We start from the raw sequence: 23,962 nt of genomic DNA, 5'->3' as shown, positions 1-23,962 counted from the left end.
TCAGGCGGCCGGGGCAGTGACGCGGGGCACCGTGCTCAAGACGGCTGACGCGACCAACGGTCCGTCGAGCGGATCAGAGCATGCCGGTTTCGAGGCGCGCGGCTTCCGACATCATCGATCGGTTCCACGGCGGGTCGAACACGAGTTCCACGTCGGCCTCGATGACCGTGGGAATCAGTTCCAGCTTGCTGCGCACGTCGTCGACCAGGATGTCGCCCATGCCACAGCCGGGCGCGGTCAGCGTCATCTTGACCTCGAGGCGGCGCTGGCCATCGTCGGTCGGCTGTACGTCGGCTTCGTAGATCAATCCGAGATCGACGACGTTGATCGGGATTTCAGGATCGAAACAGGTCCGCAGCTGGTTCCACACCATGCGCTCCACGGCTGCATCGTCGGCGCCGTCCGGCAGTTCCAGCGGGACCGGCGGCTCCTTGCCGATCGCATCGGCATCGCGGCCGGATATCCGGAACAGGTTGCCCTCCACGAACAGCGTGTAGCTGCCGCCTAGCGCCTGGGTGATGTAGCCGGCGCTGCCCGCGGGCAGGGTCACGTGTTCGCCGGCCGGCACGAGGACGGCGGCGCAATCGCGCTCGAAACGGACGGGTTCGCTGCTGCGGGAGTACATAGGACCATCAGATGGTGGCCAGGGGCGGCCACGACAAGGTCTGTCATTGTATCGCCGCGCGCCGGTATGCTGGCCGGCCGTTTCCGCGATGCAGCCTTCCATGCCGACAAGGCACCACCCCGCGGGCGCCCGGCGCTGGCCGATGGCGACCGCCCTGTTGTTGCTCGGCAGCTTCGGCATCGCTGCCGCGTGGATTTTGCTTGCCGACGCGCGTGGCGCGCAGACGAGTTGGATGGCCATCATCGCCGCGTTCGATGCGGCCTGGCTGCTGCGCCTCGCCCGTGCCCGCCCCGGCCTGGTCCGGGCACTGGCCGGGACTGCGGCGACGGCGCTGGCGATCGTGGTCGCGAACTTCGGCATCGTCGCGTCGCAGCTCGCCCGGCCGATGGGCATGCTGCCGTGGGAGTCACTGCTCAAGCTCGGCCCGCACCACGCCTACACGCTGGCGACGCTGGCCAATTCCACGGTCGATCTGGCCTGGCTCGGTGCCGCGATCGTGATCGCGGCGGTGGCGTCACGCTGACCCGCGCGGCGGCTCAGTGGCCGCCGTCGAGTGCCTTGAGTTCGGCGACCAGCGCACCAGCCGCTTCGGCCCCGTCGCCGTAGAGCATGCGGGTGTTGTCCGCGTAGAACAGCGCGTTCTCGATGCCGGCAAAACCCGTACCCTTGCCGCGCTTGATCACCACGACGTTCTTCGCCAGCACCACGTCGAGGATCGGCATGCCGTAGATCGGGCTCTGCGGGTCGGTCTTCGCCACCGGATTGACCACGTCGTTGGCACCGATCACCAGCACCACGTCGGTGTTCGGAAATTCCGGATTGACGTCGTCCATGTCGACGATCAGGTCGTAGGGCACGCCGGCCTCGGCCAGCAGCACGTTCATGTGCCCGGGCATGCGTCCGGCGACCGGATGGATCGCGAAGCGGACCTTGACCCCGCGCTCGATCAGCCGCTGGCTCAGCTCCCAGATCTTGTGCTGCGCCTGGGCCACGGCCATGCCGTACCCGGGCACGATCACCACGCGCGCCGCATACGCCATCAGCGCAGCGACATCGGCGGCCTCGATCGGCTTCTGGCTGCCCTCGATCGCCGCCGCGGTGCCGCCGGCGCTGAAGCTCGAGAACAGCACGCTGGCGATCGAGCGGTTCATCGCCTTGGCCATCAACCGCGTCAGCAGCATGCCGGCCGCGCCGACCATGGTGCCGGCGATGATCAGCGCCTCGTTACCCAGCACGTAGCCCTCGAACGCGACCGCCAGACCGGTCAGCGCGTTGTAGAGCGAGATCACCACCGGCATGTCGGCGCCGCCGATCGGCAGCGTCATCAGCACGCCCAGCGCGAGCGCCAGCACGAAGAACACCACGATCGCGGGCACGCCCAGCGCGTGCACGATCAGGCCGCCGGCAATCATTGCAGCCACGAACACCGCCAGATTGAAGAGCTGCTGGCCCGGGAACACGTAGCGCTTGTCCATGCGCCCGTCGAGCTTGGCCCAGGCGATGACCGAGCCCGACAGCGCGATCGCGCCGATCAGCGCGCCCAGCACCGCGAGCACCAGCGACAGCCGCGGCGGCGCGGCGCCCGAACCCGACCAGCGCAGCAGTTCGACCGCGCCGATCGCCGCCGCCGACCCGCCGCCCAGGCCGTTGTAGAGCGCGACCATCTGCGGCATGTCGGTGATCGCGACCTTCTTGCCCGACACCCACGCGAGCCCGGTGCCCAGCGCGATCGCGACCAGAATCAGGCCGATGTTCGCGAGCCCCGGCACGAAGAACGTCGCCACCGTCGCCAGCACCATGCCGACGCCCGCCCACTGGATGCCCGAGCGCGCGGTCCGCGGCGAGGCCATGCGCTGCAGGCCGAGCAGGAACAGCGTGGCGGCGACGAAATAACTGCCGGCGACGAGCCATTGCAGGCCGCTCATGCGCCGCGTCCTGCGCGCGATGCCATCGCAATGGCGGCCCTCACTCCGGCGTCCCCGGACGACCCGACGGCTTGAACATCTCCAGCATCCGCTCGGTCACCACATAACCGCCGGCGGCGTTGCCCGCCCCCATCAGCACGGCGATGAAGCCGATCGCCTTCTCCAGCGTCGTGTCGGCATGGCCGAGCACCAGCATCGCGCCGATCAGCACGATGCCGTGGATGAAGTTCGAACCCGACATCAGCGGGGTGTGCAGGATCACCGGCACCCGCGAGATGATCACGTGGCCGGCGATCGCCGCCAGCATGAAGATGTACAGCGCCACGACACCATCGATCATTGCGATTCCCCGGGCCCGTCGTCCGCATCATAACCGCCGTTGAACGGCGCGCCAGCCGGCCGGCGCCGGCCACGTCAACCGCCGCGCCGGACACGCGTTGACCTGTGCAGACCCCGCCACTGGCGACGACCCGACGATGGATGGCAGCCACTTTCCCGACCCGCATGCGCACATCGCGCACGGTAGGCTTGGCGACGTGACCGAATCCACCGTCGCGGCCGACGCCGCCACTCCCGCATTGCCGACGACGCTGGAAGGGTTTCTCGCCAGCGTCGAACGCCGCGCGTTCCGCTTCGCCGAACTCGGCCTGCGCCACCGCGACGACGCGCTGGACGCGGTGCAGGACGCGATGATCAAGATGCTGGGCTATCGCGAGCGTCCGCCGTCGGAATGGACGCCGCTGTTCTGGACCGTGCTGCGCAGCCGGATCATCGACGTGCAGCGCCGGCGCACGTTCCGGCTGAGCTGGCTCAGCGATGCGCGCGCGCCGGATGGCGAGGAGATCGACTGGGCCGACGCCGGCCCCGACCCCGCCCGCCACCACGACGGACGCGAGGCCTGGGGCCGGTTGGCCGAGGCCCTGCGGCAATTGCCGCGGCGCCAGCGCGAAGCGTTCTCGCTGCGCGTGCTCGAAGAATTCGATGTCGAGACCACCGCCCGCATCATGGGATGCGGCGAGGGCTCGGTGAAGACCCATCTGTTCCGCGCCCGCGAGGCGCTGCAGACGCACCTGGAGGAATTCCGATGAACCGGTCGCACGACCCGCAGGACGACGCCGCACTGCGCGCGCTCTACGCCCAGGCGCAGGACACGATCACGCCTGCGACCACCACGCGCCTGCATCGCGCGCGGCATGCCGCCTCACAGGTGAGCGCGCCTGCGCGTCGCGGCTGGGGCATCCCGCTGGCGACCGGATTCGCTGCGGTGTGCGCGCTGGCCATCGGCGCGCGCATGCTGATGCCGGCCACAGATGCGCCGACGGCGACGCCCGTGCTCGCGGCGGCCGAATCGGCCGCGCACATCGACGAAGGCGTCGACGAAGCGTTGGCCGGCTACGACGAATCCCCCGATTTCTATCGCTGGCTCGCCGCCAACGAGTCCACCCTGCTCGCCGCGGAATGACCATGTCCCTGCCCCTGACCCGAACCGCTCTCCTCGCCGCCGCGCTGCCGTGGCTGCTGCTGTGCGGCAATGCCGCACTCGCCCAGTCCGCGTCGCCACCGGCGTGGGACCAGCTCACGCCTGCACAGCGCGAACAGCTGATCGGGCCGGTGCGCGAACGCTGGAACAGCGCCGATGCGCAGGAGCGCGAGCGCATGCTCGAACACGCGCGGCGCTGGCAGTCGATGACGCCGGCCGAGCGCGCCGAGGCGCGTCACGGCATGCACAGCTGGAAGCACCTGCCGCCCGACCAGCGCGAAGAAGCCCGCGCGCTCTACAGCAAGTTGCGCACGCTGCCCGATGCCGAGCGCGACGCCCTGCGCGAACGCTGGAAGCAGATGACGCCCGAACAGCGCCGGCGCTGGGCCGCGGAGAACCCCGCCCCGCCGCGTCGCGGCTCGCGAGGCCCCTGATCGAAAAAGGCCGCGAATTCCGCGGCCCCGGCGCAGCGCGATGTCCTCCGCACGAGTGGCGGCGCGCAGCAAAACCTTTCGCGTCCCGACGTCATGCGTCGGGACGACGGCGCCTTCAGGCCGCAGCGTCTTCCACTGCAGCGCGCGCCGGCCACACCGTCTTCGCCAGCAGCTCGTCGCTCCAGTCCGGCGCCAGCGCGCCGTCGACCAGCAACAGCTGGACGAAATTGAACACGTTGCGCGCGAACATCTCGCTCGCGTGCGTGGCCCCCAGCGAGGCGAGATCCAGTGGCCCGGCGACGATGACGCCGCCGACGTCCACCGTCTCGCCCGGCCGCGTCGCCTCGCAGTTGCCGCCGCTTTCGGCCGCCAGATCGACGATCACGCTGCCTGGCCGCATGCCGGCGACCATCGCCGCGGTGACGATCTTCGGCGCCGGCCGTCCCGGCACCGCCGCGGTGCAGACGACGACGTCGATGCTCTTGAGGTGATCACCGAGACGGCGCTGCTGTTCGGCGCGCTCCGAGTCGGTCAGCGCGCGCGCGTACCCGCCCTCGCCTGCGGCGCTGACGCCGAGATCGAGAAAGCGTCCGCCCAGCGATTCGATCTGCTCGCGCGTTTCCGGTCGCACGTCGAAGCCCTCGACCTGCGCGCCGAGGCGCTTCGCGGTCGCGACCGCCTGCAGACCCGCGACACCCGCGCCGACCACCAGGACCTTCGATGGCCGGATCGTGCCGGCGGCGGTGGTCAGCATCGGAAAGAACCTCGGCGCCAGCTGCGCGCCGATGAGCACCGCCTTGTAGCCGGCCATGCCGGCCTGCGAACTGAGCACGTCCATCGACTGCGCGCGCGTCGTGCGCGGCAGGCGTTCGAGTGGAAACGCGACCAGCCCGCGCGACACGATCGCGTCGCCGCGTGCGGCATCGGCGTCGGGCTGCAACACACCGACCAGCGCGGTGCCGGCGTCGAGCAGGTGCAGGCGGTCGATCTCCGGCGGTCGCACGCACAGCGCGACCCCAGCACCCGACAGCGCGGCCCGTGCATCGTCGACCAGGGTCGCGCCGGCATCGGCATATGCGGCATCGGAAAAATGGGCGGCGCTGCCGAGTCCACGCTCGACGCGCACCTGCGCGCCGGCCGCCACGAGTTTCTTGCAGGTCTCCGGCGTCAGCGCCACGCGCCGTTCGCCCACCGCGGTTTCACGCGCCACGCCGATCGTCACCGCCATCGACATCGTCCTCGCCCTGGAGTCGACGTCATCCTAGGCCATGTCGCCGGTCGCGGCATGCCGCGCGCCGGCGGCGGACGATCAGGCCGCGCTGGCCTGCGCCGCGAGCGTTGCCAACGCCTGCGACACGGCGCCGCCACCCGGGCGCGCCTGCAACTGGCCGGCCTCGATCATCGCGTGCAGTTCGGCCGGCATCAGCAGGAATTCGCGCGCGCCGGTCGCATTGACCAGCAGGCAGGCGCCGCTGAGCGAACTGCGCCACGCGATTCGCAAGGTCCGCCCCGCGCCCGCGCCGTCGGGCTGCACGAAGCGCTGTCCCTCGGCGAACGTGGTGTCGGCGAGACCGGCCTGCGGATCGGCGTCGTCCGGCAACAGCGGGGTGTCGTCATCGCTCGGCGGTGTCGGCAGGTGCACCTGCCGCGGCGTCGGGCTGGCGTGCTCGGCCACGAGGCCGGCCAGCCGCGCCTCGGTGGCGTTCGCATCGTTGCCGCATTGCGCGCAGCAGTCGCGCAGCGCGGGCAGGATGCCGAGCAGGCGATCGGCGACCGCACTGCCGCCATCGTTCGCCGCCAGTCCATCGGATTCGACCAGCGCATCGCCGAGCGACAGCACTTCGCGATAGCGGTCCGAATCGTCGCCATCGCGCAGCCAGGACTGCGCCAGCGCCTGGCGCCATTCGACATCCAGGAAACCGGCGACCGAGGGCAGCAGCGGACGGCCGTCGAGCCGGCGCGCGAGTTCGATCCGCGCCTGGCGGCGGGCGGCATCGAGCCGCTCGCGACCGCGCAGGGCCTGCCAGGTGCGACGCTCCACCGCCTCCGCGCGCCGACGGTTCGCGGCGAGCGCGCCGTCGATCTGCGCCAGCTGCGCGGGGAATATCCGGCTATCGCCCTGGGCGCCGTCGAGCACTGCATCGGCGACGCGGTCGGCCAGTGCCTGCTGCTCGACCGACTGCGGGTCGTCGGGATCGACGCCGTCCCACAACTCGACCAGCGCCGACAGCAGCTGCATCGCCGGCGGCGACGACGGCTCGAACAGGTGCGCATCCTCGAGCGCGAGATGCAGCCAGGCCACCGACAGCAGCGCGAGACGCTCGCGGGCGGCGGGGGTCAGCTGATGGCGCGCGGCGATCAGGTCGAACAGCGCGCCGATCAGGATCAGCGCTTCGTCCTGCTCGCCGTCGAAGGCGACCGTGTGGCGATCGATGCCCAGGCCGCCGGCCACCGCATACAGGCCCTCGCGCAGGCGGATCGCGTGCGTGTCGCCGGGCGGCAGGCTGCGTTCGGACTGCAGCAGCGCGAGCGTGGACAGGAATTCGTCACGCCGGAAGCTGCGTTCGGCGGCGTCGAGCTCCGCGCGCCGCGCGTCGCGCTGGCGCCGCGCATGCCGGCGCAGCAGATTGCCGCGCGGCGCATCGGCACGTGCGGCGGGCGATGCCCCCGCACCCGCCTGCGCGACGGCGTTGCCCTGCTCCCAGATCCGGGTCTTGTTGGCCGGCAAGGTGTCCGTCGAGCCGCCGAGTCCCGCGATCAGCGACGCATGGTCGCTGTCGCCGGCCAGGGCGCAGCCCGCTTCGGCCAGACGCGTATTGCACCAGGCGTAGACCCCGCCCAGTTCGGCATCGAGCAGCGCTTCGTGTCGCCGCAGCAGCGACGCGCGCAGACGACGGCCGCAATCGCCGGCCTCGAAGGCGCGCAGGAAACTCTCGACGAGGAAACGCGCGGCCAACGGATTCGACGGCCGCCCGCGATACTGCAGGCGACCGGCCAGCGTGTGCAGCCGGCGATCGATGATGTCGCGCACGCTCTCGAAACGCCGGTCGAGTGCCTCGGCAACCGGCTGCCCGATCAGCTGCGCCTGCAGTTCGTCGTCCGACAACAACGAGAACGCACTGCGCGCGTGCGACGCGGGTGGTTCGGGCCACGCGGCGAACACTTCGCCAAGTGCCCTCTGCCAGCGGTGCTCGTGCTGGATCAGTTCGGCGGCGAGCACGGTCAGGCTGGTCAGGTCCTCGGCATCGGCGTCGCGCGCCGGGCTGTCCTGGGTCGCGTCATCGCAGGCGCGCTGGAGACGCGCACGTTCGCTGCGCAGGGTTTCGCCCAGCAGCGGCAGCAGCCGCGCGGTGGCCTCGCGACGGATTCCTTCCATCAGTTGCGCGGGCGTTTCCGTCCGCAGGGCATCGCCCGGTCCTTGCGTCGACACGGGCATCGCGCCCACTCCGTCCCCCATAAGATCGCCGGACAATAACGCAAGGTCCGTCAGCGCGTCTTAACGGTAGCGCACACAGATCAGGCGGTCGCAGCGTCGCCGGCAGGATCGTTCGCCGCGTTGAGCTGTTGCCACAGCTGCTTCATCGCCTCGTCGAACGGCGCATCGACCGCGCGCACGACGGCACGGCCCGCGCCGACCAGCGCGGCCAGCTCCTCGGGCGACACGACCATGCGGCGGATGCCGCGGCGATTCACGATCAGCAGGCGCTGGGTCAGCGGACTGATCCACGCGACACGCGCCGCCGATTCGCGGCCGTTGTCGTCGACCAGACGCAGCCACTGGCCGACGCGCAGCTGGCGCATGCGTGCGGCGATCGTCGGGTCGAAATCCAACGCATCGTGCCCGCCTGCGAGGCGCACGGCCGGATCGGGCGCCTCGTCCTCGACCTCGGACGACTGCGGCGCGTGCACGCTGCGCGGCGTGTCGGGCAGCGCCAGCGCGGCGATGATCCGCGCCACCGCATCGCGCGCGGCGTTCGCATCGAGGCCGCAACTGGAATAGCACTCGGCCAGCGGCACCTGCAGCGCCAGCAGCTCGTCGGCGACCGCGGTGCCGAGTGCGTGCGCGGCGTCGAAGTCGACCTGGACCATGGCGTCGCCGATGCCGATCGCGGCCAGATGCCGCGCCGAGTCCGGCCCGTCGCGCAGCCAGGTCTGGGTGAGATGGTGGCGCCAGTGGCGATCGAGAAAGAACGCGACGGCGGCCGTGAGGCGGCGCTCGGACAGGCGCGAGGCGACCATGTCGTCGACGCTGCGGCGCGCCTGCTGCAGGCGTTCGCGACCATGGATGGCTTCGGCCGCGCGGCGCTCGGCGACATCCGCGCGCCGCCGCTGCTGATCGAGCCGCTCGCGCAGTTCGCCGGCGGCGAGCTCGAACACCGCCTGGTCGCTCTCGTATTCGTCGACGACGCGGTCGACCACGCGGCCGGCCTGGTCGAGCAGATCCCGATCCTGCGGCGTGTCGCCGACGTTGCCGTCGCAGGCTTCGGTCACCGCATCGAGCAGCCGGCGGGCGGGATGCGCGCGCTGGTTGAACATCGAGTCATCGGTGAGTGCGACCTTGAGATAAGGCATCACCAGCCGGCCGTAGATGTCGCGGGCCTGCTGGAGCAGATCGTTGGCATCGAACAGCGCCTGGAACAGGATGCCGACCAGATCGATCGCGTCCTCGTCCTCGCGGCTGAGCGGCGTCTGCTCGGTGTCCACGCCCAGCTCGCGCAGGCCGCGCAGCAGTTCGTCGCGGATCACATCGCCGAGGCGGCGGCGGTCGTCGCCGACCAGCGCGCGTGCGAACGGCGCGGGATCGTCGCCCTGCAGCATCCGCGCGACGCTCAGCAGCTGCGACATGCCCAGCACAGGACCGCCCGCGCCATCAGCGCCCGCGTCGGGCGCCATGTCGTGCGCACGACGCTCGCGCCACTGGTGCAATTGCTCGCGGACCAGATCCCGGTAACCACGTGGCGCAGCCGCACCGGCAGGTGCATGGCCATGCGCGGCCAGCACATCCATCAGACCGGCCGACAGCGGCCCGTATGCGGGCGCGTCGGTACCGCCGGTCGTCACGTGACTTTCGGGCTCCGCGTGCGCGACCACGCCGCCGTCGGGCACCCAGCTTTCGCCGGCGGCATCGTGGCGCCTGGAGCGCGCGGGGGCCGCTGCATGCACGACCGGCCTTGCCTGCGGTTGCGGCTGCTGCGACACGGCGCCCGGCCCGATGCCCGCGGCATCGAGCGATGCGTTGGCCCGGGCATAGACCTCGGCGAGGATGCCGGGCAGGCGCTTGTCGAACTGGTTGAACACCATCGCGCGCAGGCCAGCCGGCAGCTCGTCGGCCTTGAACAGACGCATGAAGGCGAGGACCGGCACTTCCGGTCGCAATGGATTGGCGTGCACACCCTCGATACCGAGGCGCGCGGCCAATGCGTCCAGACGATCGTTCAACGCGGCCAGCGGGTGCAGGAACTGGTGGTCCATCAGCTCGACGATCTGCTGCGCAGCCAGATGCACTTCGAGCTCACCCTCAGACATCAGTGACAGCCCGTCGGCCACCGGCGGCGCCGGGCGGTCGGCCAGCCACTGGTCGAATTCGGTTTCGATCGCCTTGCGGAAGCGCGTGGCCAGTTCCAGCGCGCGCTGGTTGAGCTCCAGCACGGCCATGCGCTCTTCCTGCGCCACCATGTAGTCGTGGCGCGCGAGCGCGGCCAGGCGCACCTGCTCTTCGATCGCACTCCAGAACCCGGACAGCACACCGCCCAACGCAGTCACGGCGTCGTGGCGCAGCGTCTCGAGGACGCGCGCAGCGTCGCGGGCGGGACCCGCGCGCGAGCCGGAACCGGCGCCGATGTCGTGGTGATGCGTCATTTGGAGGAGAATCGGGGGAAGGGGCGTAATGCCCCTCGCATAAGATTCCCGAACCCCCACGGCAGGTCTGTGACCATCTCCGCAAATACTGAACACGAGGCGCTCGCGGCGCTCGACGCACGCCGATCCGTCCCCGCCAAGCAGCTCGACGCCCCCGGCCCGGACGACGCCACCCTGTTACGCATGCTGCGTTCGGCCTCGCGCGTGCCCGATCACGGCAAGCGCGTGCCGTTCCGCTTCCTGCGTATCGCAGGCGCCGATCGCGATGCGCTCGGCGAACGGCTCGCAGCGCGCTCGCTCGAGCGCGATCCCGATATCGGCGACGGCGCCCTCGACAAGGATCGCCGGCGGTTCTCGCATGCGCCGCTGGTGATCGTCGTGGTCGCGGTGCTCGATCCCGAGGACACCAAGATCCCGGAGGTCGAGCGCCTGCTGACCGCCGGCAGCGTCTGCTTCGCCCTGCTGCAGGCCGCGCAGGCGCTGGGCTTCGGTGGTTCGTGGCTGTCGGGCTGGCCGGCCTACGATCCCGACGTGCGGGCGCTGCTCGGTCTCGGCGCGAACGAGCGCGTCGCCGGCTTCATCCACATCGGCACGCCGCGCATCGAAGCGCCCGAACGCGAGCGTCCGGACCCGGCCACGCTGCTGACCGACTGGCACGCCCCGTGACCCTGCCGCCGCAGGCGCTGCAGGCGACACCAGCGCCGCCCACCGCCCCGCTGTATCTGGTCGACGCCAGCCTCTACGTGTTCCGCGCCTGGCATTCGATGCCCGACGAGTTCCGCGATGCAGAGGGCTGGCCGACCAATGCGGTGCACGGCTTCGCGCGCTTTCTCGCCGAGCTGGTGGAGCGGGCGAATCCGCAGTACATCGCGATCGCGTTCGACGAAGCGCTCGACAGCTGCTTCCGCAACCGCCTCTACCCGGCCTACAAGGCCAACCGCCCGCCGGCGCCCGACGAACTGCGGCGCCAGTTCGCGCAGTGCAAGGCGCTGTGCCGCGCGCTCGGATTCGTGGTGCTGGCCGACACCGAATACGAGGCCGACGATCTGATCGGCAGCGCGCTGGTCGCCGGTCGGGCGCGGGCGCATCACGGTGTCATCGTCTCGGCCGACAAGGACCTGTCGCAGCTGCTCGAAGGCGCGGACGAACAATGGGACTACGCGCGCGGCGTGCGCTGGACCGCGGCCGGCGTACGCGATCGCCACGGCGTGGAAGCGCACCAGATCGCCGACTATCTCGCGCTGTGCGGCGACGCGGTCGACAACATTCCCGGCGTGCCCGGCATCGGCAGCAAGACCGCGGCGAGTCTGCTGCATCACTTCCGTACGCTCGACGCGCTGCTGGAACGCAGCGACGAGATCCAGTTCCTGCGCTTCCGCGGCGCCGGACAGGTCGGGCCGAAACTGCGGCAGCACGCCGACGCGGCGCGCCTGTACCGCCAGCTGACGACGATCGCCTGCGATGCGCCGCTGGGCGAAGGCACGACCGGATTCGCACGTCGCACCGGCGATGCCGCAGCGCTGCACGCACTGTGCGAAGCCCTGCGCTTCGGACCGCTGACGCGGCGTCGGTTGCACAGCGTCGCCGGCCTGGATTACGCGCCGCCCGCGATAGCCTAAGCGCGCTGTCGATCGTCACGGCCGCGCGTTAGCATCGGCGCATGACGAATCCATCGATGCGCGAACACACCGAAGTCCTCTATCAGGGCGACTGGCTGCGGCTGGTCCGCCACGGCAAATGGGAAGCCTGCGAACGCACGCACGGCGGCAACGGCATGGCGGTGCTGGTGATCGCGGTGACGCCCGACGACGAAGTGCTGTTCGTCGAGCAGTACCGCGTGCCGCTGGGCGCCCGCACGATCGAGATGCCGGCCGGTCTGGTCGGCGATGGCGGTTCCACCGATTCGCTGGAAGACGCCGCGCGGCGTGAGCTGATCGAGGAAACCGGCTGGTCCGCCGGCCGCGTCGACGTGCTGCTGACCGGCCCGACCACCGCCGGCATGAGCAACGAACGCGTCGCCTTCGTGCGTGCGCGCGAGCTGACGCGGGTCGGCGACGGCGGCGGCGTGGATGACGAAGCGATCATCGTCCACACCGTGCCGCGCGCGACCGCGCCGGCGTGGCTGATGCGCAAACATGCGGAAGGCTACGAGCTCGATCTCAAGCTCTGGGCCGGCCTGTGGATGGTGGACTTCAATCCGGACGGCTCGCCCGCGGATTGAGCCGGGTTCGTCCGTGGGACCTTGTATCAAGCCTTCTTGACGAACTCCGTCCGCAGCACCAGGCCCTTCACCTTCTCGACATTGCACTCGATCAGGTCGGGGTCGTCGGTCAGACGGATGTGCTTGGCCAGCGTGCCGCGCTTGAGCGTGACGCTGGTGCCCTTGACCTTGAGATCCTTGATCACCGTGACCGCATCACCGTCGGCGAGACGGGCGCCGTTGCTGTCCTTGACGACGCGTTCTTCTTCAGACATCGGAATTTCCTTGCGCGACGGACCTGCCGTCGCGCATCGATAGGTTGGTATGACGTCGCCGCGGATCGACCGCGGCGCGCGCGTCAGGCGAAACGGTCGGTCGCGCGGACCAGCGCGTCGACGTTCTCGGCCTCGAACGCGGAGTGGCCCGAGGTCGGCGTGACAACGAGTTCGGCCTTCGGCCACACCTGGTGCAGGTCGAACGCGTTCTGCACCGGGCAGACCACGTCGTAACGGCCATGGACGATGACGCCGGGAATGTCGACGATGCGATAGGCATCGCGCAGCAGCTGGTCGTCGACCTCGAAGAAACCCGCGTTGGTGAAGTAGTGGTTCTCGATGCGCGCGAACGCGAGCGCGAACTGCGCGTCGGCATGGCTGTCGGCGAAATCGGCGTCGATGTGCAGGAAGCTGGTCGCGCCTTCCCACACGCTCCACGCACGCGCGGCTGCCAGACGCGTGGCCTCGTCGTCGCTGGTCAGGCGCTTGTGGAATGCCGCGATCAGATCGCCGCGTTCGTCTTCCGGAATCGCGGCGATGTACTGCTGCCAGGCTTCCGGGAACAGGCGCGACGCGCCTTCCTGGTAGAACCACTCCAGCTCCCAGCGGCGCAGCATGAAGATGCCGCGCAGGATCAGTTCGGTGACCTGGCGCGGATGGGTCTGCGCATAGGCCAGCGCCAGCGTCGAACCCCAGGAACCGCCGAACACCTGCCAGCGGTCGATACCCAAATGCGTGCGCAGCTTCTCGATGTCGGCGACCAGATCCCAGGTGCTGTTGTCGACGAGATCGGCATGTGGCGTCGAGCGCCCTGCGCCGCGCTGGTCGAACAGCACGATCCGGTACTTGGCCGGATCGTGGAAGCTGCGCATCTTCGGGCTGCAGCCGCCGCCCGGACCGCCGTGCAGCAGCACCACCGGCTTGCCCTTCGGATTGCCGCACTGCTCGTAATAGAGCGTGTGGCGGTCGTCGACGGCGAGCGTGCCGGTGTCGAAGGGTTCGATGGCGGGATAGAGCTGGCGCATGCGCGTGGATCCGGAAAAAACCGGCCGCCAGTCTATCAGCCGGCCCTTTGGAGCCCGGGCGCACGGCCCAGCGTCACGCGATCCCGCGCCTCCAGATCGCGCTCGGTCGCGACCTCGACGAGGCCCGCATTTTCGAACAGCGCGCGTACCGCCGCGCCCTGTGCAAGACCGTGTTCGATCAGCAGCCAGCCGCCCGGCGCGAGGTGCGCGGGCGCACCCGCGGCGAGCACACGGATCGCGTCCAGACCATCGGCACCGGACGACAGCGCCGAGGCCGGTTCGAAGCGCAGATCGCCCTGCGACAGGTGCGGGTCCGCGTCTTCGATGTAGGGCGGATTGCTGGCGATCACGTCGAAACGCGCGCTGTCCAGCGGCGCGTACCAGTCGCCGTGGGCGAAGCGCACATTCGGCACGTCCAGCGCCTGCGCATTCGCGCGTGCGACCGCGAGCGCCTCACTGCTTGCGTCGGTCGCCAGCACCGCGGCGTCGGATCGTTTGCGTGCGATCGCCAGTGCGACTGCGCCGCTCCCGGTGCCGAGATCCACGACGCGCGCGTGTTCGGCAGGCAGCCGCGCCAGCGCCAGTTCGACCAGCAGTTCGGTTTCCGGCCGCGGAATCAGCGTCGCGGGCGTCACCGCCAGATCCAGCCCGAAGAAGCCGCGCACGCCGGTGAGATAGGCGACCGGCTCGCCTGCGGCGCGGCGCGCGACCAGCGATTCGAAGCGTGCGGCCACGCCGTCCGGCGCGGGGTCGCGGGCATGCGCGAACAGCCAGGTCTGCGAGCGGCCGGCGGCATGGGCCAGCAGCCAGCGCGCGTCGGTCGCGTCGATGCGGATGGCGGCGTCGCGCAGCAATGCATCCAGCGCGGGACTCGGGTTCGTAATCATGACTTCACATCGTAGCCGGCCCCCGGCCGGGCATGGTGTCGCACCTCGAGGAGATCACCGATGCGCCGTTCAATCCACGCCTGTGTCGCCGCCACGCTCGCCCTGCTGGTCTCGGGCTGTCAGAGCGCGTTCTTCGGCTTCGTCAATCGCGACAGCACGCAGCCGGATGCCACCTCGGTCTACGACACCGCACGCGGGCTCGCGCTCGACATTTATCGCCCTCAGAACGCCGCGCCCGATACGCCGGTCGTGCTGTTCTTCTATGGCGGCTCCTGGCAGTACGGCACGCGCGCGCAGTACCGGTTCGTCGGCAGCCGCCTGGCGCAGAACGGCGTCGTCGCGGTGGTCGCGGACTACCGCACCTGGCCGGCGGCCGGCTTCCCGGCCTTCATGGGCGATGCCGCGCACGCGGTGCGCTGGACCGTCGATCACGCGGCCGAATACGGCGGCGACCCGAAGCGTGTGTTCATCGCAGGCCATTCGGCCGGCGCGCAGATCGCCGCGCTACTGGGCACGGATGCGCGACACCTGGCCGCGGTCGATCTGAAGCCGAAGGATCTGGCGGGCGTGATCGGCCTGTCGGGTCCCTACGATTTCGTCATCAGCGGCAAGCTCGAGGAGATCTTCGGCCCACGCAGCCAGTGGCCCGAGGCGATGGCCGTGCGCTTCGTGGATGGCGACGAACCGCCGTTCCTGCTGATCCACGGCGACGGCGACCGCACGGTCGACGTGGGCAACAGCCGCAAGCTGGACTTCGCGCTGCGTCGCAAGGGCGTGGCCTCGACGCTGGAGATCATCTCGGGCGGCAACCACTTCGTCACCGCTGCGGCGTTCTACGACCCGGAACGCGCCCCCGAAGTGCTGCCGGCGATCCGGACGTTCATCGGTCTGGATCCGACCGAAGCCGAATAACAGACAAAATGAAGGCGGCCGAGGCCGCCTTCAAAAATTCCGTGGACGTGTGGGAGGGAGGTACGGACACGGAATCCGGTACGCAGCCCCGGAGGGCTGCTGGCGACGCGTGAAACCGCTGCGCGACGCCTGTTGACCCGATATTGCTGCAGCGCAACAGCGATTGCAAGCCCCTGTGGAACCGTTTCCTACGGTTTTTTCCTGAACCGAAATCGATAGCCAAAGACTATCGATTGAATTCCTATAATCGATTTCCCATATCGATAGACGTTGCCTACTCTATGCGCAGCCGGATCCGCCGGCCGCGATTTTCGAGTCGCCCGCCTTCCCCCGTCCAGGAGCTTGCATGTCCCTCATCAACACCGAAGTCCAGCCGTTCAAGACCACCGCGTTCCAAAACGGCGAGTTCATCGAAGTCAGCAACGAGAGCCTCAAGGGCAAGTGGTCGGTCCTGATCTTCATGCCGGCCGCCTTCACCTTCAATTGCCCGACCGAAGTCGAAGACGCTGCCGACAACTACGCCGAGTTCCAGAAGCTGGGCGCTGAGGTCTACATCGTCACCACCGACACGCATTTCTCGCACAAGGTCTGGCACGAAACCTCGCCGGCCGTCGGCAAGGCGCAGTTCCCGCTGGTCGGCGATCCGACCCATCAGCTGACCCGCGCGTTCGGCGTGCATATCGAAGAAGCCGGCCTCGCCCTGCGCGGCACCTTCGTGATCAACCCGGACGGCGTCATCAAGACCCTCGAGATCCACGACAACGCGATCGCCCGCGACGTCAGCGAGACCCTGCGCAAGCTCAAGGCTGCCCAGTACGTCGCCGCCAACCCGAACGAGGTCTGCCCGGCCAAGTGGAAGGACGGCGAGAAGACCATCGCCCCGTCGCTCGACCTCGTCGGCAAGATCTGATCGCCTCGATCTGATCGAACGACCCGACGGCGCAGTCCATCGCGCCGTCTCCACCCCCATCCCGCCCAGCGCGGATGGGGGTGGACCGCAGCCGGTCTCCTCCCCCGCCGGCTGCGGTCCACCCCTCTCCCCCGGTTCCGATGCCCGCTTCGCCGGTGCGTCGCGGACGCCCCCACCCGTCGTCAGGAGCGTTGCCATGTTGGAAGCCGATCTCAAGGCGCAGTTGAAGGCCTATCTGGAGCGCGCGGTGCGCCCGATCCACATCGTCGCCTCGGTCGACGACGGCGCGAAGTCGCGCGAGCTGCTGTCGCTGCTCGAAGACCTCAAAGATGCGAGCGCGAAGATCACCGTCGACACCGCCGGCACCGATGCACGCACGCCCTCGTTCGCACTGACCTCGCCGGGCACGGACATCTACGTGCGCTTCGCCGGCCTGCCGATGGGGCACGAGTTCACATCGCTGGTGCTGGCGCTGCTGCAGGTCGGCGGACATCCGTCGAAGGCGGCCCAAGACACGATCGAGCAGGTCGCGGCGCTCGATGGCGACTACCTGTTCGAGACCTATTACTCGCTGTCGTGCCAGAACTGCCCGGACGTGGTGCAGGCGCTGAACCTCGCCGCCGTGCTGAATCCGCGCATCCGCCACGTGGCGATCGACGGCGCGCTGTTCCAGGCGGAAGTCGAGGCGCGCGAGATCATGTCGGTGCCGACGGTGTTTCTCAACGGCCAGAAGTTCGACCAGGGCCGCATGACGCTGGAGCAGATCGTCGCCAAGCTCGACACCGGCGCGGCCAAGCGCGAAGCGGCCAAGATCGCGGCGAAGAAGCCGTTCGACGTGCTCGTCGTCGGCGGTGGCCCGGCTGGCGCCGCGGCGGCGATCTACGCCGCGCGCAAGGGCATCCGCACCGGCGTGGCGTCGGAGCGGTTCGGCGGCCAGGTGCTGGACACGATGGCGATCGAGAACTTCATCTCGGTCACGGAGACCGAAGGGCCGAAGATGGCCACCGCGCTCGAGCAGCACGTGCGCGAGTACGACGTCGACGTCATGGACCTGCAGCGCGCCACGCAGCTGCTGCCGGCCGGCGATGACGGCCTGGTCGAGATCAAGCTCGAGAACGGCGCGTCGCTGAAGTCGCGCACCGTGGTGCTCTCGACCGGTGCACGCTGGCGGCAGATGGGCGTGCCCGGCGAAGACCAATACCGCAACAAGGGCGTGGCCTATTGCCCGCACTGCGACGGGCCGCTGTTCAAGGGCAAGCGCGTGGCGGTGATCGGCGGCGGCAATTCCGGTGTCGAAGCCGCGATCGATCTGGCCGGCATCGTCGCCCACGTCACCCTGATCGAATACGACGCGCAGCTGCGCGCCGACGAAGTTCTGCAGCGCAAGGTGCGCAGCCTGCCGAACGTGCGCATCGTGACCAGCGCGCAGACGACCGAAGTGCTCGGCGACGGCGCGAAGGTCAATGCGCTGGTCTACCGCGACCGCGTCGGCGGTGACAGCCACCGTGTTGAACTGGAGGGTGTGTTCGTGCAGATCGGCCTGCTGCCCAATACCGAGTGGCTCAAGGGTGTGGTCGCGTTGTCGCCGCGTGGCGAGATCATCGTCGACGACCGTGGACAGACCTCGGTGCCCGGCGTGTTCGCCGCTGGCGATGCGACGACGGTGCCCTACAAGCAGATCGTCATCGCGATGGGCCAGGGCGCGACCGCTGCGCTCAGCGCGTTCGACCACCTGATCCGCGTGCCGGTCGCCGAGACGGCCGAGGCCGAAGCCGCGTGATCCCGCGCGCGGCCCGCGCCCTGCGCGTCCCGGTATCGCCTGTGCGATCCGGGACGTGTGCGGAGCGCGCGGCGTGAACCTGCGCGACCTGCGCTATCTGGTCGCGCTCGCCGACGAGCGGCATTTCGGCCGCGCCGCGGCCGCGTGTTTCGTCAGCCAGCCGACGCTGTCGACGCAAATCCGCAAGCTCGAAGAAGAACTCGGCGTCGCGCTCGTCGAACGCGCGCCGCGCAAGGTCATGCTGACGCCGATCGGCGTGCAGGTCGCCGACCGCGCACGTCGCATCGTCGGCGACGTCGAACAGATGAAGGCGCTGGCCCGGCGCAGCATGGATCCCGAAGCGGGTTCGATCCGCCTCGGCCTGTTTCCGACGCTGGGCCCGTATCTGCTGCCGCACGCGGTGCCGCCGCTGCGCGCACGGTTTCCGCAGCTGGAACTGCTGCTGGTCGAAGAAAAGAGCGACGTGCTGCTGACACGGCTGCGCGACGGGCGCCTGGATGCGGCGATCCTCGCGTTGCCGGTCGACGAGGACGCGCTGCATGCCGAGTTCCTGTTCGAGGAACCGTTCCTGCTCGCGGTATCCGACCAGCACCCGCTGGCCGCACGCGAACGCCTGAGCCTGCAGGAGCTGTCGTCGCAGAAGCTGCTGCTGCTCGAGGACGGCCACTGTATGCGCGAACAGGCGCTCGATGTCTGTCGCCTGTCGGGCGCCGGCGAGCACGCCGAGTTCCGCGCCACCAGCCTGGAAACGCTGCGGCAGATGGTCGCCGCGAATGTCGGCGTGACGCTGCTGCCGGTGCTGGCGACCAAGCCGCCGGTGGCGCCGTCGCCGCATCTGCGCCTGCTTGATTTCAGCGACACCCGCCCGACCCGGCGCATCGCCCTGGTCTGGCGCCGCAGCTCGGCCATGCACGCGTTCCTGCTGGAACTGGCGGGCGTGCTGCGCGATCTGCCGCCCGCGTTGTTCGAGCACGCTGCGGCCTGAGTCGCGCCGCGCACGCGGGACACGGCACAATGGACCCCGGGCGGCGCAATGCGTCGCCTTTCTCATGGGCGTCGTTCGAGCGCCCTTCCAACCCGAGGAACTCTGATGTCATCGCACTCCACCAGCGGCCTGCCGCCCTCCGACGCCCCGTCGATCCGTTTGACCCGTCACGACCTCGCGCGCCTCGACGCGCTGCTCGCTTCACCGAACTACAGGCAACACCCCGGCGCAGAGGCGCTGCAGCGCGAGCTCGATCGCGCTGACATGCTGCCGGACGATGCGCCCGCCGACGCGACCGTCGGCATGCATGCACGCGTGACCTGCATCGACGACGCCACCGGCGCCCGACACACCCTCACCCTCGTCTATCCGCACGAAGCGGACGTGGACGCCGGCCGCGTGTCGATCCTCGCGCCCGTGGGCACGGCCCTGCTGGGATTGACGATCGACCAGCGCATCGACTGGCCGGTCAGCGGCGGTCGCACCCTGCGGCTGCGCGTATTGGAAGTCGCGCCCGCGGATCACTGATCGCACTGCGTGCGGCGCCAATCCGGGCGCCGCACGGAGTACCGCAACGACTCAGAGCGGCACGCCGACCTGGCAGGCCACGCCGGTACCGCCGATGCCGCAATACCCGCCGGGATTCTTGTGCAGGTACTGCTGGTGCTCATTCTCGGCGTAATAGAACGGCGGCGCCTGATCGAGGATCTCGGTGGTGATGTCCGGATAGCCCGCCGCCTGCAGCTTCGCCGCGTAGGCGTCGCGGCTGCGATGCGCCAGCGCGGCCTGCGCAGCCGTCGTGCAGTAGATCGCGGAACGGTACTGGGTGCCGGTGTCGTTGCCCTGGCGCATGCCCTGGGTCGGATCGTGGCTTTCCCAGAAGGTCTGCAGCAGCGTCTCGAACGCGACCTGCGCCGGGTCGTAGACGACGAGGACCACTTCGGCGTGGCCGGTCTGGCCGGAACACACTTCGCGATACGTCGCGTTCGGCGTCACCCCGCCGGCGTAACCGACCGCGGTCGTGACCACACCCGGCAGCGACCAGAACTTGCGTTCTGCGCCCCAGAAGCAGCCCATGCCGAACTGCACCTGCTCCAGACCTTCAAACGCATCCTGCAGCGGGCGGCCGTGCACCGCATGCGCGTTGCGCAGCGTCACCGGCGTGTCGCGACCGGGCAGCGCATCTTGGGGCCGCGGCAGACGCTGTTTCCAGGCTCCGATTCCGAGCATCGCGATATCTCCGGGGGCGCGGCAGATTGCCGTGCGTTCTGGATGCGGGCGGCCGCGCCCGCTTCCAAGGTGTCAGCCCCGCTGCTGCGGGATCCGTGTGCGGCCCTTCAGGCTCGCGAGAAAGATGCCGGCCAGCGTGAACGCGAGACCCAGCCATTCCCGCGGCAGGGTCTCGCGCTGCAGGACGAGGATGTCGAGCAGGAACGCGCAGACCGGCTGCACGAGCAGCAGCAGGCCGACGAGTGCGACCGACAGGTGCTGCATCGCGCGCGAGATCAGGATCCAGCTCAGGCAATGGCCGAGTGCGGCGAGCAGCAGCAACCAGCCCAGCGCCTGCCAGGTCGGAATCGCGAACGACACGCGTTCGGCGACGCCGGCCAGCCCCAGCAGTCCCGCGCACAGCAGCGATACCATCGCCAGCACCTGGGCCACCGGTGCGGAAACGGCTGCGCTCGACGCGCCGATGTTGCCGGCGCGCTGCACGTGACGCAGACCGACGTTGTAGACCGCGTAGCACAGCCCGGTCGCAAGCCCGAGCCACACACCCCAGCGGTAATCGGCCGGCAGCGTCGCCCAGTCCGCGCCGAGCATCAGCCACAGGCCGAAGAACGCCAACGCAATGCCGGCCACGAAACGCAGGCCGACGCGCTCGCCGAACAGCAGCACGCCGGCCAGCGCCATGAAGAAGACCTGCGCATTGGCCAGCAGCGTCGCCAGGCCCGGGCCGATCAGCAGGATGCTCCGGTGCCACAGCCACAGGTCGGCGGCGAACGCGGTGGCCGGCAGCAGCGCCAGCCACCACATGCGCCGCGGCAGCGGACGCCAGTCGCGGCGCAGATGCACGAACAGCGCCAGCAGCACGCCGGCGAACAGCATCCGGTAGAAGGCCGAGACCGTCGGCGGCGTGCCGGCTAGACGCACCATCAGGCCGTTGGTGCCGATCAGCGCGGCGCCGGTCAGCATCCACGCGAGGGCGGCGCGACCGGCCGGGGTGTCGTGCATCGCAGGACCTCGCGTGGGGGACGCGCAGCGTAGCAGCGCCGCGCGGCGGTCTTCAGCTGCGGCAGCCCTTAGCTGAAGACGGCGGGCGCCACCTGCACGCAGTTGCGGCCCTGGCGCTTGGCCGCGTACAGCGCCTTGTCGGCGCGCGCGATCGCCGCGGCCGGCTCGTCCTCGCCGCGCTGCCGCGTGGCGATCCCGATGCTCACCGTCAGCCGCACGCGCTGGCCTTCGTGCCGCACTTCGCAGTTCTCGACCGCGGTGCGCATGCGCTCGCCGACCGCGCGTGCCTCGGCGCCATCGCGGCCCGGCAGCACCGCGATGAATTCCTCGCCGCCGTAGCGGCCGAACATGTCGGCCTCCGACAGCACGCTGCGCAGCGCGGTCGACACTTCGCGCAGACATTCGTCGCCGCAGGCGTGACCGAACCGGTCGTTGACCGACTTGAAGTGGTCGAGATCGATGAACAGCACCGAGACCGGCCGGCCGCTGCGTTCGGCCTCGGCGAAGGTCCGTTCGATCCAGACATCGATCGTGCGGCGGTTCATCGTGCCGGTCAGCGCGTCGATCTCCGCCGAACGGCGCAGCTTGACCGCGGCCGCAGCCTGGTCGACGTGCAGTTGCACCACACGCGCGAGTTCGCCGATCACCGACATCTCGTCGGTCGTGAAGCCTTCACCACCGGCGCGGCGCAGCAACAGCACGCCCCAGCCCGGTGCGCGCACCTGGAACGGAATCAGCGCTTCCATGGCCACGACCGGTCCGCCCGCGGACGGACGCACCGGCTGCTGCAGGGCCAGACCGGCGGTCGCCTGCCGGCGCAGGATCAGCCCGCGCCGGTTGACCTCGTGTTCGACCGACGGCAATGCATCCGACGGCTCGACCAGCAGATGGTCGCGGCCCTGGTAGCCGCGCAACACCGCGATGCAGGACTGGGTGGGCACGAGCGGCAGCAGGTGGTCCATCAGCAGGCGGAAGCCCTGCCACGGAATCTCGCCCGGATCGAGTCCGTTGAGCTGGGTCTGCAGGGCGGTCGACAGATCGGCGCGCGCGGCCTCGCGGCGCATCTTGCGCTCGGTGTCCTGGCGGGCGAGCCGGTCCTGGTCGCGCTGGTCGCGGTAGTCGCCGATGCGATGGGTCAGCGCGAGTGCGAGCAGCAGCGCGAAGGCCACCGCGGCGCCCTGGTAGCCGTAATGCAGCAGCGGGCCCTCGGGTGCCAGACCGTGCCGCGCCAGCGCGACCCACACGCCGGTCAGCACCATCAATGCGGTCGCCGCCGTCAGCCCCCAGGCCATGGAGACCCCGCGCCGCGCCGCGTCGGCCAGCATGCCGAAGACGGCGATGCCGGCGAGTGTCCAGCCGACGGCGCTCAGCGCCTGGGAGACCTGCGCCAGCCACGGCAGATTGAGCAGGAACAGCGCTGCCAGCGCGATCAGCCCGATACCGACGCCGCGCACCAGGCGCGCATGGCGATAGCGGCGCCCGCGCATCGTGTAGGCCTCGATCAGCCACAGCGCGGCGGCCGCGTGCACCAGCGTCAGCGCCGACAGGCCCTGCAGCTGCCACAGGCCGAAGAACCGCACGCCCGGCAGCCCGTACAGATGACCGTTCATCGCCTGCAGCAGCAGCACCAGCGCGACGGTGAAACCGAACAGACCGATGAACAGCCGGTCACGCGAGGCATAGGCCAGAGCGAGCGCAAGTGCGGCCAGGGTCAGCAGACCGCCATAGACGGCGCCTGCCAGCGCGACGCCGGAGCGTTCGACCCGGCGGATGTCGGTCGCCTGGGCCAGCACCGGGCGCAGGCTGCCGTGCAGACCGCCATCGATCTCGGCCTCGATCACTATCGGACCCTGCGCGTTGCGCGGCAGCAGGAACGCGTAGCCGGCCGGCAGGATGCCCTCATCGGCGCCCACACTGAAGAAGTCGAGCGCCTCGCTGCGCCAGCCATCGGCGGCGACCAGCTGCAGCCGGTTCACCGGCTCGCGCGGGAACCACAGCGCCCAGCGCGTCGTCGCCTCGGCCGGCAGTTCGAAGCGCAGCTCGACCACGCCATCGGAGGGCGTCCCGACCTCGATCGGGCGGGTCTCGCCCGGTCGCAGCTGGGTGGCGGACACCAGCGCCGCGAACAGGCCCATCAGGAGCAGCAGGCATGCCGTCAGCACCCAGCCGTGGCCGGGCATCGCACGCGACGCGGTTACCTCCATCGGTAAGCCCGCCCGTCGACCGCACGCAGTCGTGTCTGGATGTCTCCGATGCCCCGATGCGCCGGATCGCGCATGCGCCGCCCCCTTGGTGTCCCCTGCTCCATCGCAACTCGCGTGCCACGGTTTCCGTACCGTCGTCACGGAATTATGGCAGGAGCCCATCACAGAAATCGCGACCACGCCGTCACGCCCGGCGCTGGCGCGTCGCATGTGGACCGTCCGCTACACT

At 69.9% G+C, this 23,962-nt stretch carries 24 protein-coding genes; 12 read left to right on the top strand and 12 right to left on the bottom strand.

The annotated features are described in order from the left end of the window. Positions 1-73: 73 nt before the first annotated feature. Entirely contained in the window at positions 74-625 is a 552-nt protein-coding gene (gene sufT, locus V3391_RS17260; RefSeq protein WP_332079651.1) for a putative Fe-S cluster assembly protein SufT, read from the bottom strand. A 142-nt stretch (positions 626-767) separates the two neighbouring features. Between sufT and V3391_RS17255 the strand changes: the two genes are divergently transcribed. Beyond that, positions 768-1,148, top strand: coding sequence for a hypothetical protein (locus V3391_RS17255; protein ID WP_332079650.1), 381 nt, complete (start codon positions 768-770; stop codon positions 1,146-1,148). A gap of 13 nt (positions 1,149-1,161) precedes the next feature. On the opposite strand, the gene V3391_RS17250 is transcribed toward V3391_RS17255, so the two are convergent. Together V3391_RS17250 and V3391_RS17245 are read right to left on the bottom strand one after the other, a co-directional pair. Continuing rightward, positions 1,162-2,550: an NAD(P)(+) transhydrogenase (Re/Si-specific) subunit beta gene (locus V3391_RS17250; RefSeq protein ID WP_332079649.1), complete on the bottom strand. Its 1,389-nt coding sequence runs from the start codon at positions 2,548-2,550 to the stop codon at positions 1,162-1,164. Positions 2,551-2,590: 40 nt separating this feature from the next. After that, the gene (locus tag V3391_RS17245; RefSeq protein WP_332079648.1) at positions 2,591-2,890 is read right to left on the bottom strand and encodes an NAD(P) transhydrogenase subunit alpha part 2; all 300 of its coding nucleotides are present in this window, start codon (positions 2,888-2,890) and stop codon (positions 2,591-2,593) included. Positions 2,891-3,086: 196 nt separating this feature from the next. On the opposite strand from V3391_RS17245, the gene V3391_RS17240 reads away from it, so the two are divergent. From V3391_RS17240 to V3391_RS17230, 3 genes are read left to right on the top strand one after another with little or no spacing between them, the layout of a single operon-like run. Continuing rightward, positions 3,087-3,638 (top strand): RNA polymerase sigma factor, encoded by a 552-nt coding sequence (locus V3391_RS17240; RefSeq protein ID WP_332079647.1) that lies wholly within the window; start codon positions 3,087-3,089, stop codon positions 3,636-3,638. Then, positions 3,635-4,012 (top strand): hypothetical protein, encoded by a 378-nt coding sequence (locus tag V3391_RS17235; RefSeq protein ID WP_332079646.1) that lies wholly within the window; start codon positions 3,635-3,637, stop codon positions 4,010-4,012. Before V3391_RS17240 ends, V3391_RS17235 begins: the two co-directional genes overlap by 4 nt. A 2-nt stretch (positions 4,013-4,014) precedes the next feature. Next, the gene (locus V3391_RS17230) at positions 4,015-4,464 is read left to right on the top strand and encodes a DUF3106 domain-containing protein (protein WP_332079645.1); all 450 of its coding nucleotides are present in this window, start codon (positions 4,015-4,017) and stop codon (positions 4,462-4,464) included. A gap of 115 nt (positions 4,465-4,579) precedes the next feature. Here the strand turns inward: V3391_RS17230 and V3391_RS17225 are convergent, their stop codons facing one another. From V3391_RS17225 to V3391_RS17215, 3 genes are all read right to left on the bottom strand, one after another. Beyond that, on the bottom strand, positions 4,580-5,692 hold the full coding sequence (locus V3391_RS17225) for an NAD(P) transhydrogenase subunit alpha (RefSeq protein WP_332079644.1): 1,113 nt from the start codon (positions 5,690-5,692) through the stop codon (positions 4,580-4,582). An 81-nt stretch (positions 5,693-5,773) separates the two neighbouring features. Further along, the gene (locus V3391_RS17220) at positions 5,774-7,900 is read right to left on the bottom strand and encodes a DUF1631 family protein (protein ID WP_332079643.1); all 2,127 of its coding nucleotides are present in this window, start codon (positions 7,898-7,900) and stop codon (positions 5,774-5,776) included. Between the two features lie 80 nt (positions 7,901-7,980). Continuing rightward, a complete protein-coding gene (locus tag V3391_RS17215; protein ID WP_332079642.1) occupies positions 7,981-10,323 on the bottom strand; it encodes a DUF1631 family protein in 2,343 nt (780 codons plus the stop codon). Between the two features lie 75 nt (positions 10,324-10,398). On the opposite strand from V3391_RS17215, the gene V3391_RS17210 reads away from it, so the two are divergent. The 3 genes from V3391_RS17210 to V3391_RS17200 are packed head-to-tail and all read left to right on the top strand — an operon-like array spanning position 10,399 to position 12,544. Further along, positions 10,399-10,989 (top strand): nitroreductase family protein, encoded by a 591-nt coding sequence (locus V3391_RS17210; protein ID WP_332079734.1) that lies wholly within the window; start codon positions 10,399-10,401, stop codon positions 10,987-10,989. Beyond that, positions 10,986-11,942: a 5'-3' exonuclease gene (locus V3391_RS17205; RefSeq protein WP_332079641.1), complete on the top strand. Its 957-nt coding sequence runs from the start codon at positions 10,986-10,988 to the stop codon at positions 11,940-11,942. The genes V3391_RS17210 and V3391_RS17205 overlap by 4 nt, the downstream gene beginning before the upstream one ends. Before the next feature lie 41 nt (positions 11,943-11,983). Then, on the top strand, positions 11,984-12,544 hold the full coding sequence (locus V3391_RS17200; RefSeq protein WP_425497289.1) for an NUDIX hydrolase: 561 nt from the start codon (positions 11,984-11,986) through the stop codon (positions 12,542-12,544). Positions 12,545-12,570: 26 nt separating this feature from the next. Here V3391_RS17200 and V3391_RS17195 read toward each other — a convergent pair whose 3' ends face one another. From V3391_RS17195 to prmC, 3 genes are all read right to left on the bottom strand, one after another. Continuing rightward, entirely contained in the window at positions 12,571-12,798 is a 228-nt protein-coding gene (locus V3391_RS17195) for an alkylphosphonate utilization protein (RefSeq protein ID WP_425497288.1), read from the bottom strand. Between the two features lie 83 nt (positions 12,799-12,881). Then, on the bottom strand, positions 12,882-13,823 hold the full coding sequence (gene pip, locus V3391_RS17190; protein ID WP_332079640.1) for a prolyl aminopeptidase: 942 nt from the start codon (positions 13,821-13,823) through the stop codon (positions 12,882-12,884). Positions 13,824-13,858: 35 nt separating this feature from the next. Next, positions 13,859-14,710 (bottom strand): peptide chain release factor N(5)-glutamine methyltransferase, encoded by an 852-nt coding sequence (gene prmC, locus V3391_RS17185; protein ID WP_332079639.1) that lies wholly within the window; start codon positions 14,708-14,710, stop codon positions 13,859-13,861. Between the two features lie 60 nt (positions 14,711-14,770). On the opposite strand from prmC, the gene V3391_RS17180 reads away from it, so the two are divergent. The 5 genes from V3391_RS17180 to rnk all read left to right on the top strand — a co-directional run bounded on the left by V3391_RS17180 (position 14,771) and on the right by rnk (position 19,825). Then, positions 14,771-15,622, top strand: a complete 852-nt coding sequence (locus V3391_RS17180; protein WP_332079638.1) for an alpha/beta hydrolase — start codon at positions 14,771-14,773, stop codon at positions 15,620-15,622. 346 nt (positions 15,623-15,968) lie between these two features. Beyond that, positions 15,969-16,532: an alkyl hydroperoxide reductase subunit C gene (ahpC, locus tag V3391_RS17175; protein WP_232134417.1), complete on the top strand. Its 564-nt coding sequence runs from the start codon at positions 15,969-15,971 to the stop codon at positions 16,530-16,532. 196 nt (positions 16,533-16,728) lie between these two features. After that, complete coding sequence (ahpF, locus tag V3391_RS17170) at positions 16,729-18,312, top strand: alkyl hydroperoxide reductase subunit F (RefSeq protein ID WP_332079637.1); 1,584 nt, start codon at positions 16,729-16,731, stop codon at positions 18,310-18,312. Between the two features lie 73 nt (positions 18,313-18,385). Then, positions 18,386-19,297 (top strand): LysR substrate-binding domain-containing protein, encoded by a 912-nt coding sequence (locus V3391_RS17165; RefSeq protein WP_159679993.1) that lies wholly within the window; start codon positions 18,386-18,388, stop codon positions 19,295-19,297. A gap of 105 nt (positions 19,298-19,402) precedes the next feature. Next, positions 19,403-19,825, top strand: coding sequence for a nucleoside diphosphate kinase regulator (rnk, locus tag V3391_RS17160; protein WP_332079636.1), 423 nt, complete (start codon positions 19,403-19,405; stop codon positions 19,823-19,825). A gap of 51 nt (positions 19,826-19,876) precedes the next feature. On the opposite strand, the gene msrA is transcribed toward rnk, so the two are convergent. The 3 genes from msrA to V3391_RS17145 form a co-directional block, all read right to left on the bottom strand. Continuing rightward, positions 19,877-20,527 (bottom strand): peptide-methionine (S)-S-oxide reductase MsrA, encoded by a 651-nt coding sequence (gene msrA, locus V3391_RS17155; protein ID WP_332079635.1) that lies wholly within the window; start codon positions 20,525-20,527, stop codon positions 19,877-19,879. Between the two features lie 72 nt (positions 20,528-20,599). Then, positions 20,600-21,529, bottom strand: coding sequence for a DMT family transporter (locus V3391_RS17150; RefSeq protein ID WP_332079634.1), 930 nt, complete (start codon positions 21,527-21,529; stop codon positions 20,600-20,602). A 68-nt stretch (positions 21,530-21,597) separates the two neighbouring features. Continuing rightward, positions 21,598-23,733 carry a sensor domain-containing diguanylate cyclase gene (locus V3391_RS17145; RefSeq protein WP_332079633.1) on the bottom strand — a complete coding sequence of 712 codons (2,136 nt, stop codon included), beginning with the start codon at positions 23,731-23,733 and terminating at the stop codon, positions 21,598-21,600. Positions 23,734-23,962: the final 229 nt, after the last annotated feature.

It is taken from the genome of Luteimonas flava (genome assembly GCF_036584485.1).
GTDB classification, from domain to species: Bacteria; Pseudomonadota; Gammaproteobacteria; order Xanthomonadales; family Xanthomonadaceae; genus Luteimonas; species Luteimonas flava.
The sequence above is the reverse complement of the archived record's forward strand: the minus strand, read 5'-3'. Positions and strand labels throughout refer to the sequence as shown.

Excerpts from the sequence above, each read along its gene's own strand:
- V3391_RS17195 (WP_425497288.1), bottom strand. The coding sequence starts at position 12,798 with ATGTCTGAAGAAGAACGCGTCGTCAAGGACAGCAACGGCGCCCGTCTC.
- pip (WP_332079640.1), bottom strand. The coding sequence starts at position 13,823 with ATGCGCCAGCTCTATCCCGCCATCGAACCCTTCGACACCGGCACGCTC.
- V3391_RS17220 (WP_332079643.1), bottom strand. The coding sequence starts at position 7,900 with ATGCCCGTGTCGACGCAAGGACCGGGCGATGCCCTGCGGACGGAAACG.
- msrA (WP_332079635.1), bottom strand. The coding sequence starts at position 20,527 with ATGCTCGGAATCGGAGCCTGGAAACAGCGTCTGCCGCGGCCCCAAGAT.
- V3391_RS17225 (WP_332079644.1), bottom strand. The coding sequence starts at position 5,692 with ATGGCGGTGACGATCGGCGTGGCGCGTGAAACCGCGGTGGGCGAACGG.
- rnk (WP_332079636.1), top strand. The coding sequence starts at position 19,403 with ATGTCATCGCACTCCACCAGCGGCCTGCCGCCCTCCGACGCCCCGTCG.
- V3391_RS17200 (WP_425497289.1), top strand. The coding sequence starts at position 11,984 with ATGACGAATCCATCGATGCGCGAACACACCGAAGTCCTCTATCAGGGC.
- prmC (WP_332079639.1), bottom strand. The coding sequence starts at position 14,710 with ATGATTACGAACCCGAGTCCCGCGCTGGATGCATTGCTGCGCGACGCC.
- V3391_RS17245 (WP_332079648.1), bottom strand. The coding sequence starts at position 2,890 with ATGATCGATGGTGTCGTGGCGCTGTACATCTTCATGCTGGCGGCGATC.
- ahpF (WP_332079637.1), top strand. The coding sequence starts at position 16,729 with ATGTTGGAAGCCGATCTCAAGGCGCAGTTGAAGGCCTATCTGGAGCGC.
- V3391_RS17230 (WP_332079645.1), top strand. The coding sequence starts at position 4,015 with ATGTCCCTGCCCCTGACCCGAACCGCTCTCCTCGCCGCCGCGCTGCCG.
- sufT (WP_332079651.1), bottom strand. The coding sequence starts at position 625 with ATGTACTCCCGCAGCAGCGAACCCGTCCGTTTCGAGCGCGATTGCGCC.
- ahpC (WP_232134417.1), top strand. The coding sequence starts at position 15,969 with ATGTCCCTCATCAACACCGAAGTCCAGCCGTTCAAGACCACCGCGTTC.
- V3391_RS17250 (WP_332079649.1), bottom strand. The coding sequence starts at position 2,550 with ATGAGCGGCCTGCAATGGCTCGTCGCCGGCAGTTATTTCGTCGCCGCC.
- V3391_RS17180 (WP_332079638.1), top strand. The coding sequence starts at position 14,771 with ATGCGCCGTTCAATCCACGCCTGTGTCGCCGCCACGCTCGCCCTGCTG.
- V3391_RS17235 (WP_332079646.1), top strand. The coding sequence starts at position 3,635 with ATGAACCGGTCGCACGACCCGCAGGACGACGCCGCACTGCGCGCGCTC.
- V3391_RS17145 (WP_332079633.1), bottom strand. The coding sequence starts at position 23,733 with ATGGAGGTAACCGCGTCGCGTGCGATGCCCGGCCACGGCTGGGTGCTG.
- V3391_RS17150 (WP_332079634.1), bottom strand. The coding sequence starts at position 21,529 with ATGCACGACACCCCGGCCGGTCGCGCCGCCCTCGCGTGGATGCTGACC.
- V3391_RS17215 (WP_332079642.1), bottom strand. The coding sequence starts at position 10,323 with ATGACGCATCACCACGACATCGGCGCCGGTTCCGGCTCGCGCGCGGGT.
- V3391_RS17255 (WP_332079650.1), top strand. The coding sequence starts at position 768 with ATGGCGACCGCCCTGTTGTTGCTCGGCAGCTTCGGCATCGCTGCCGCG.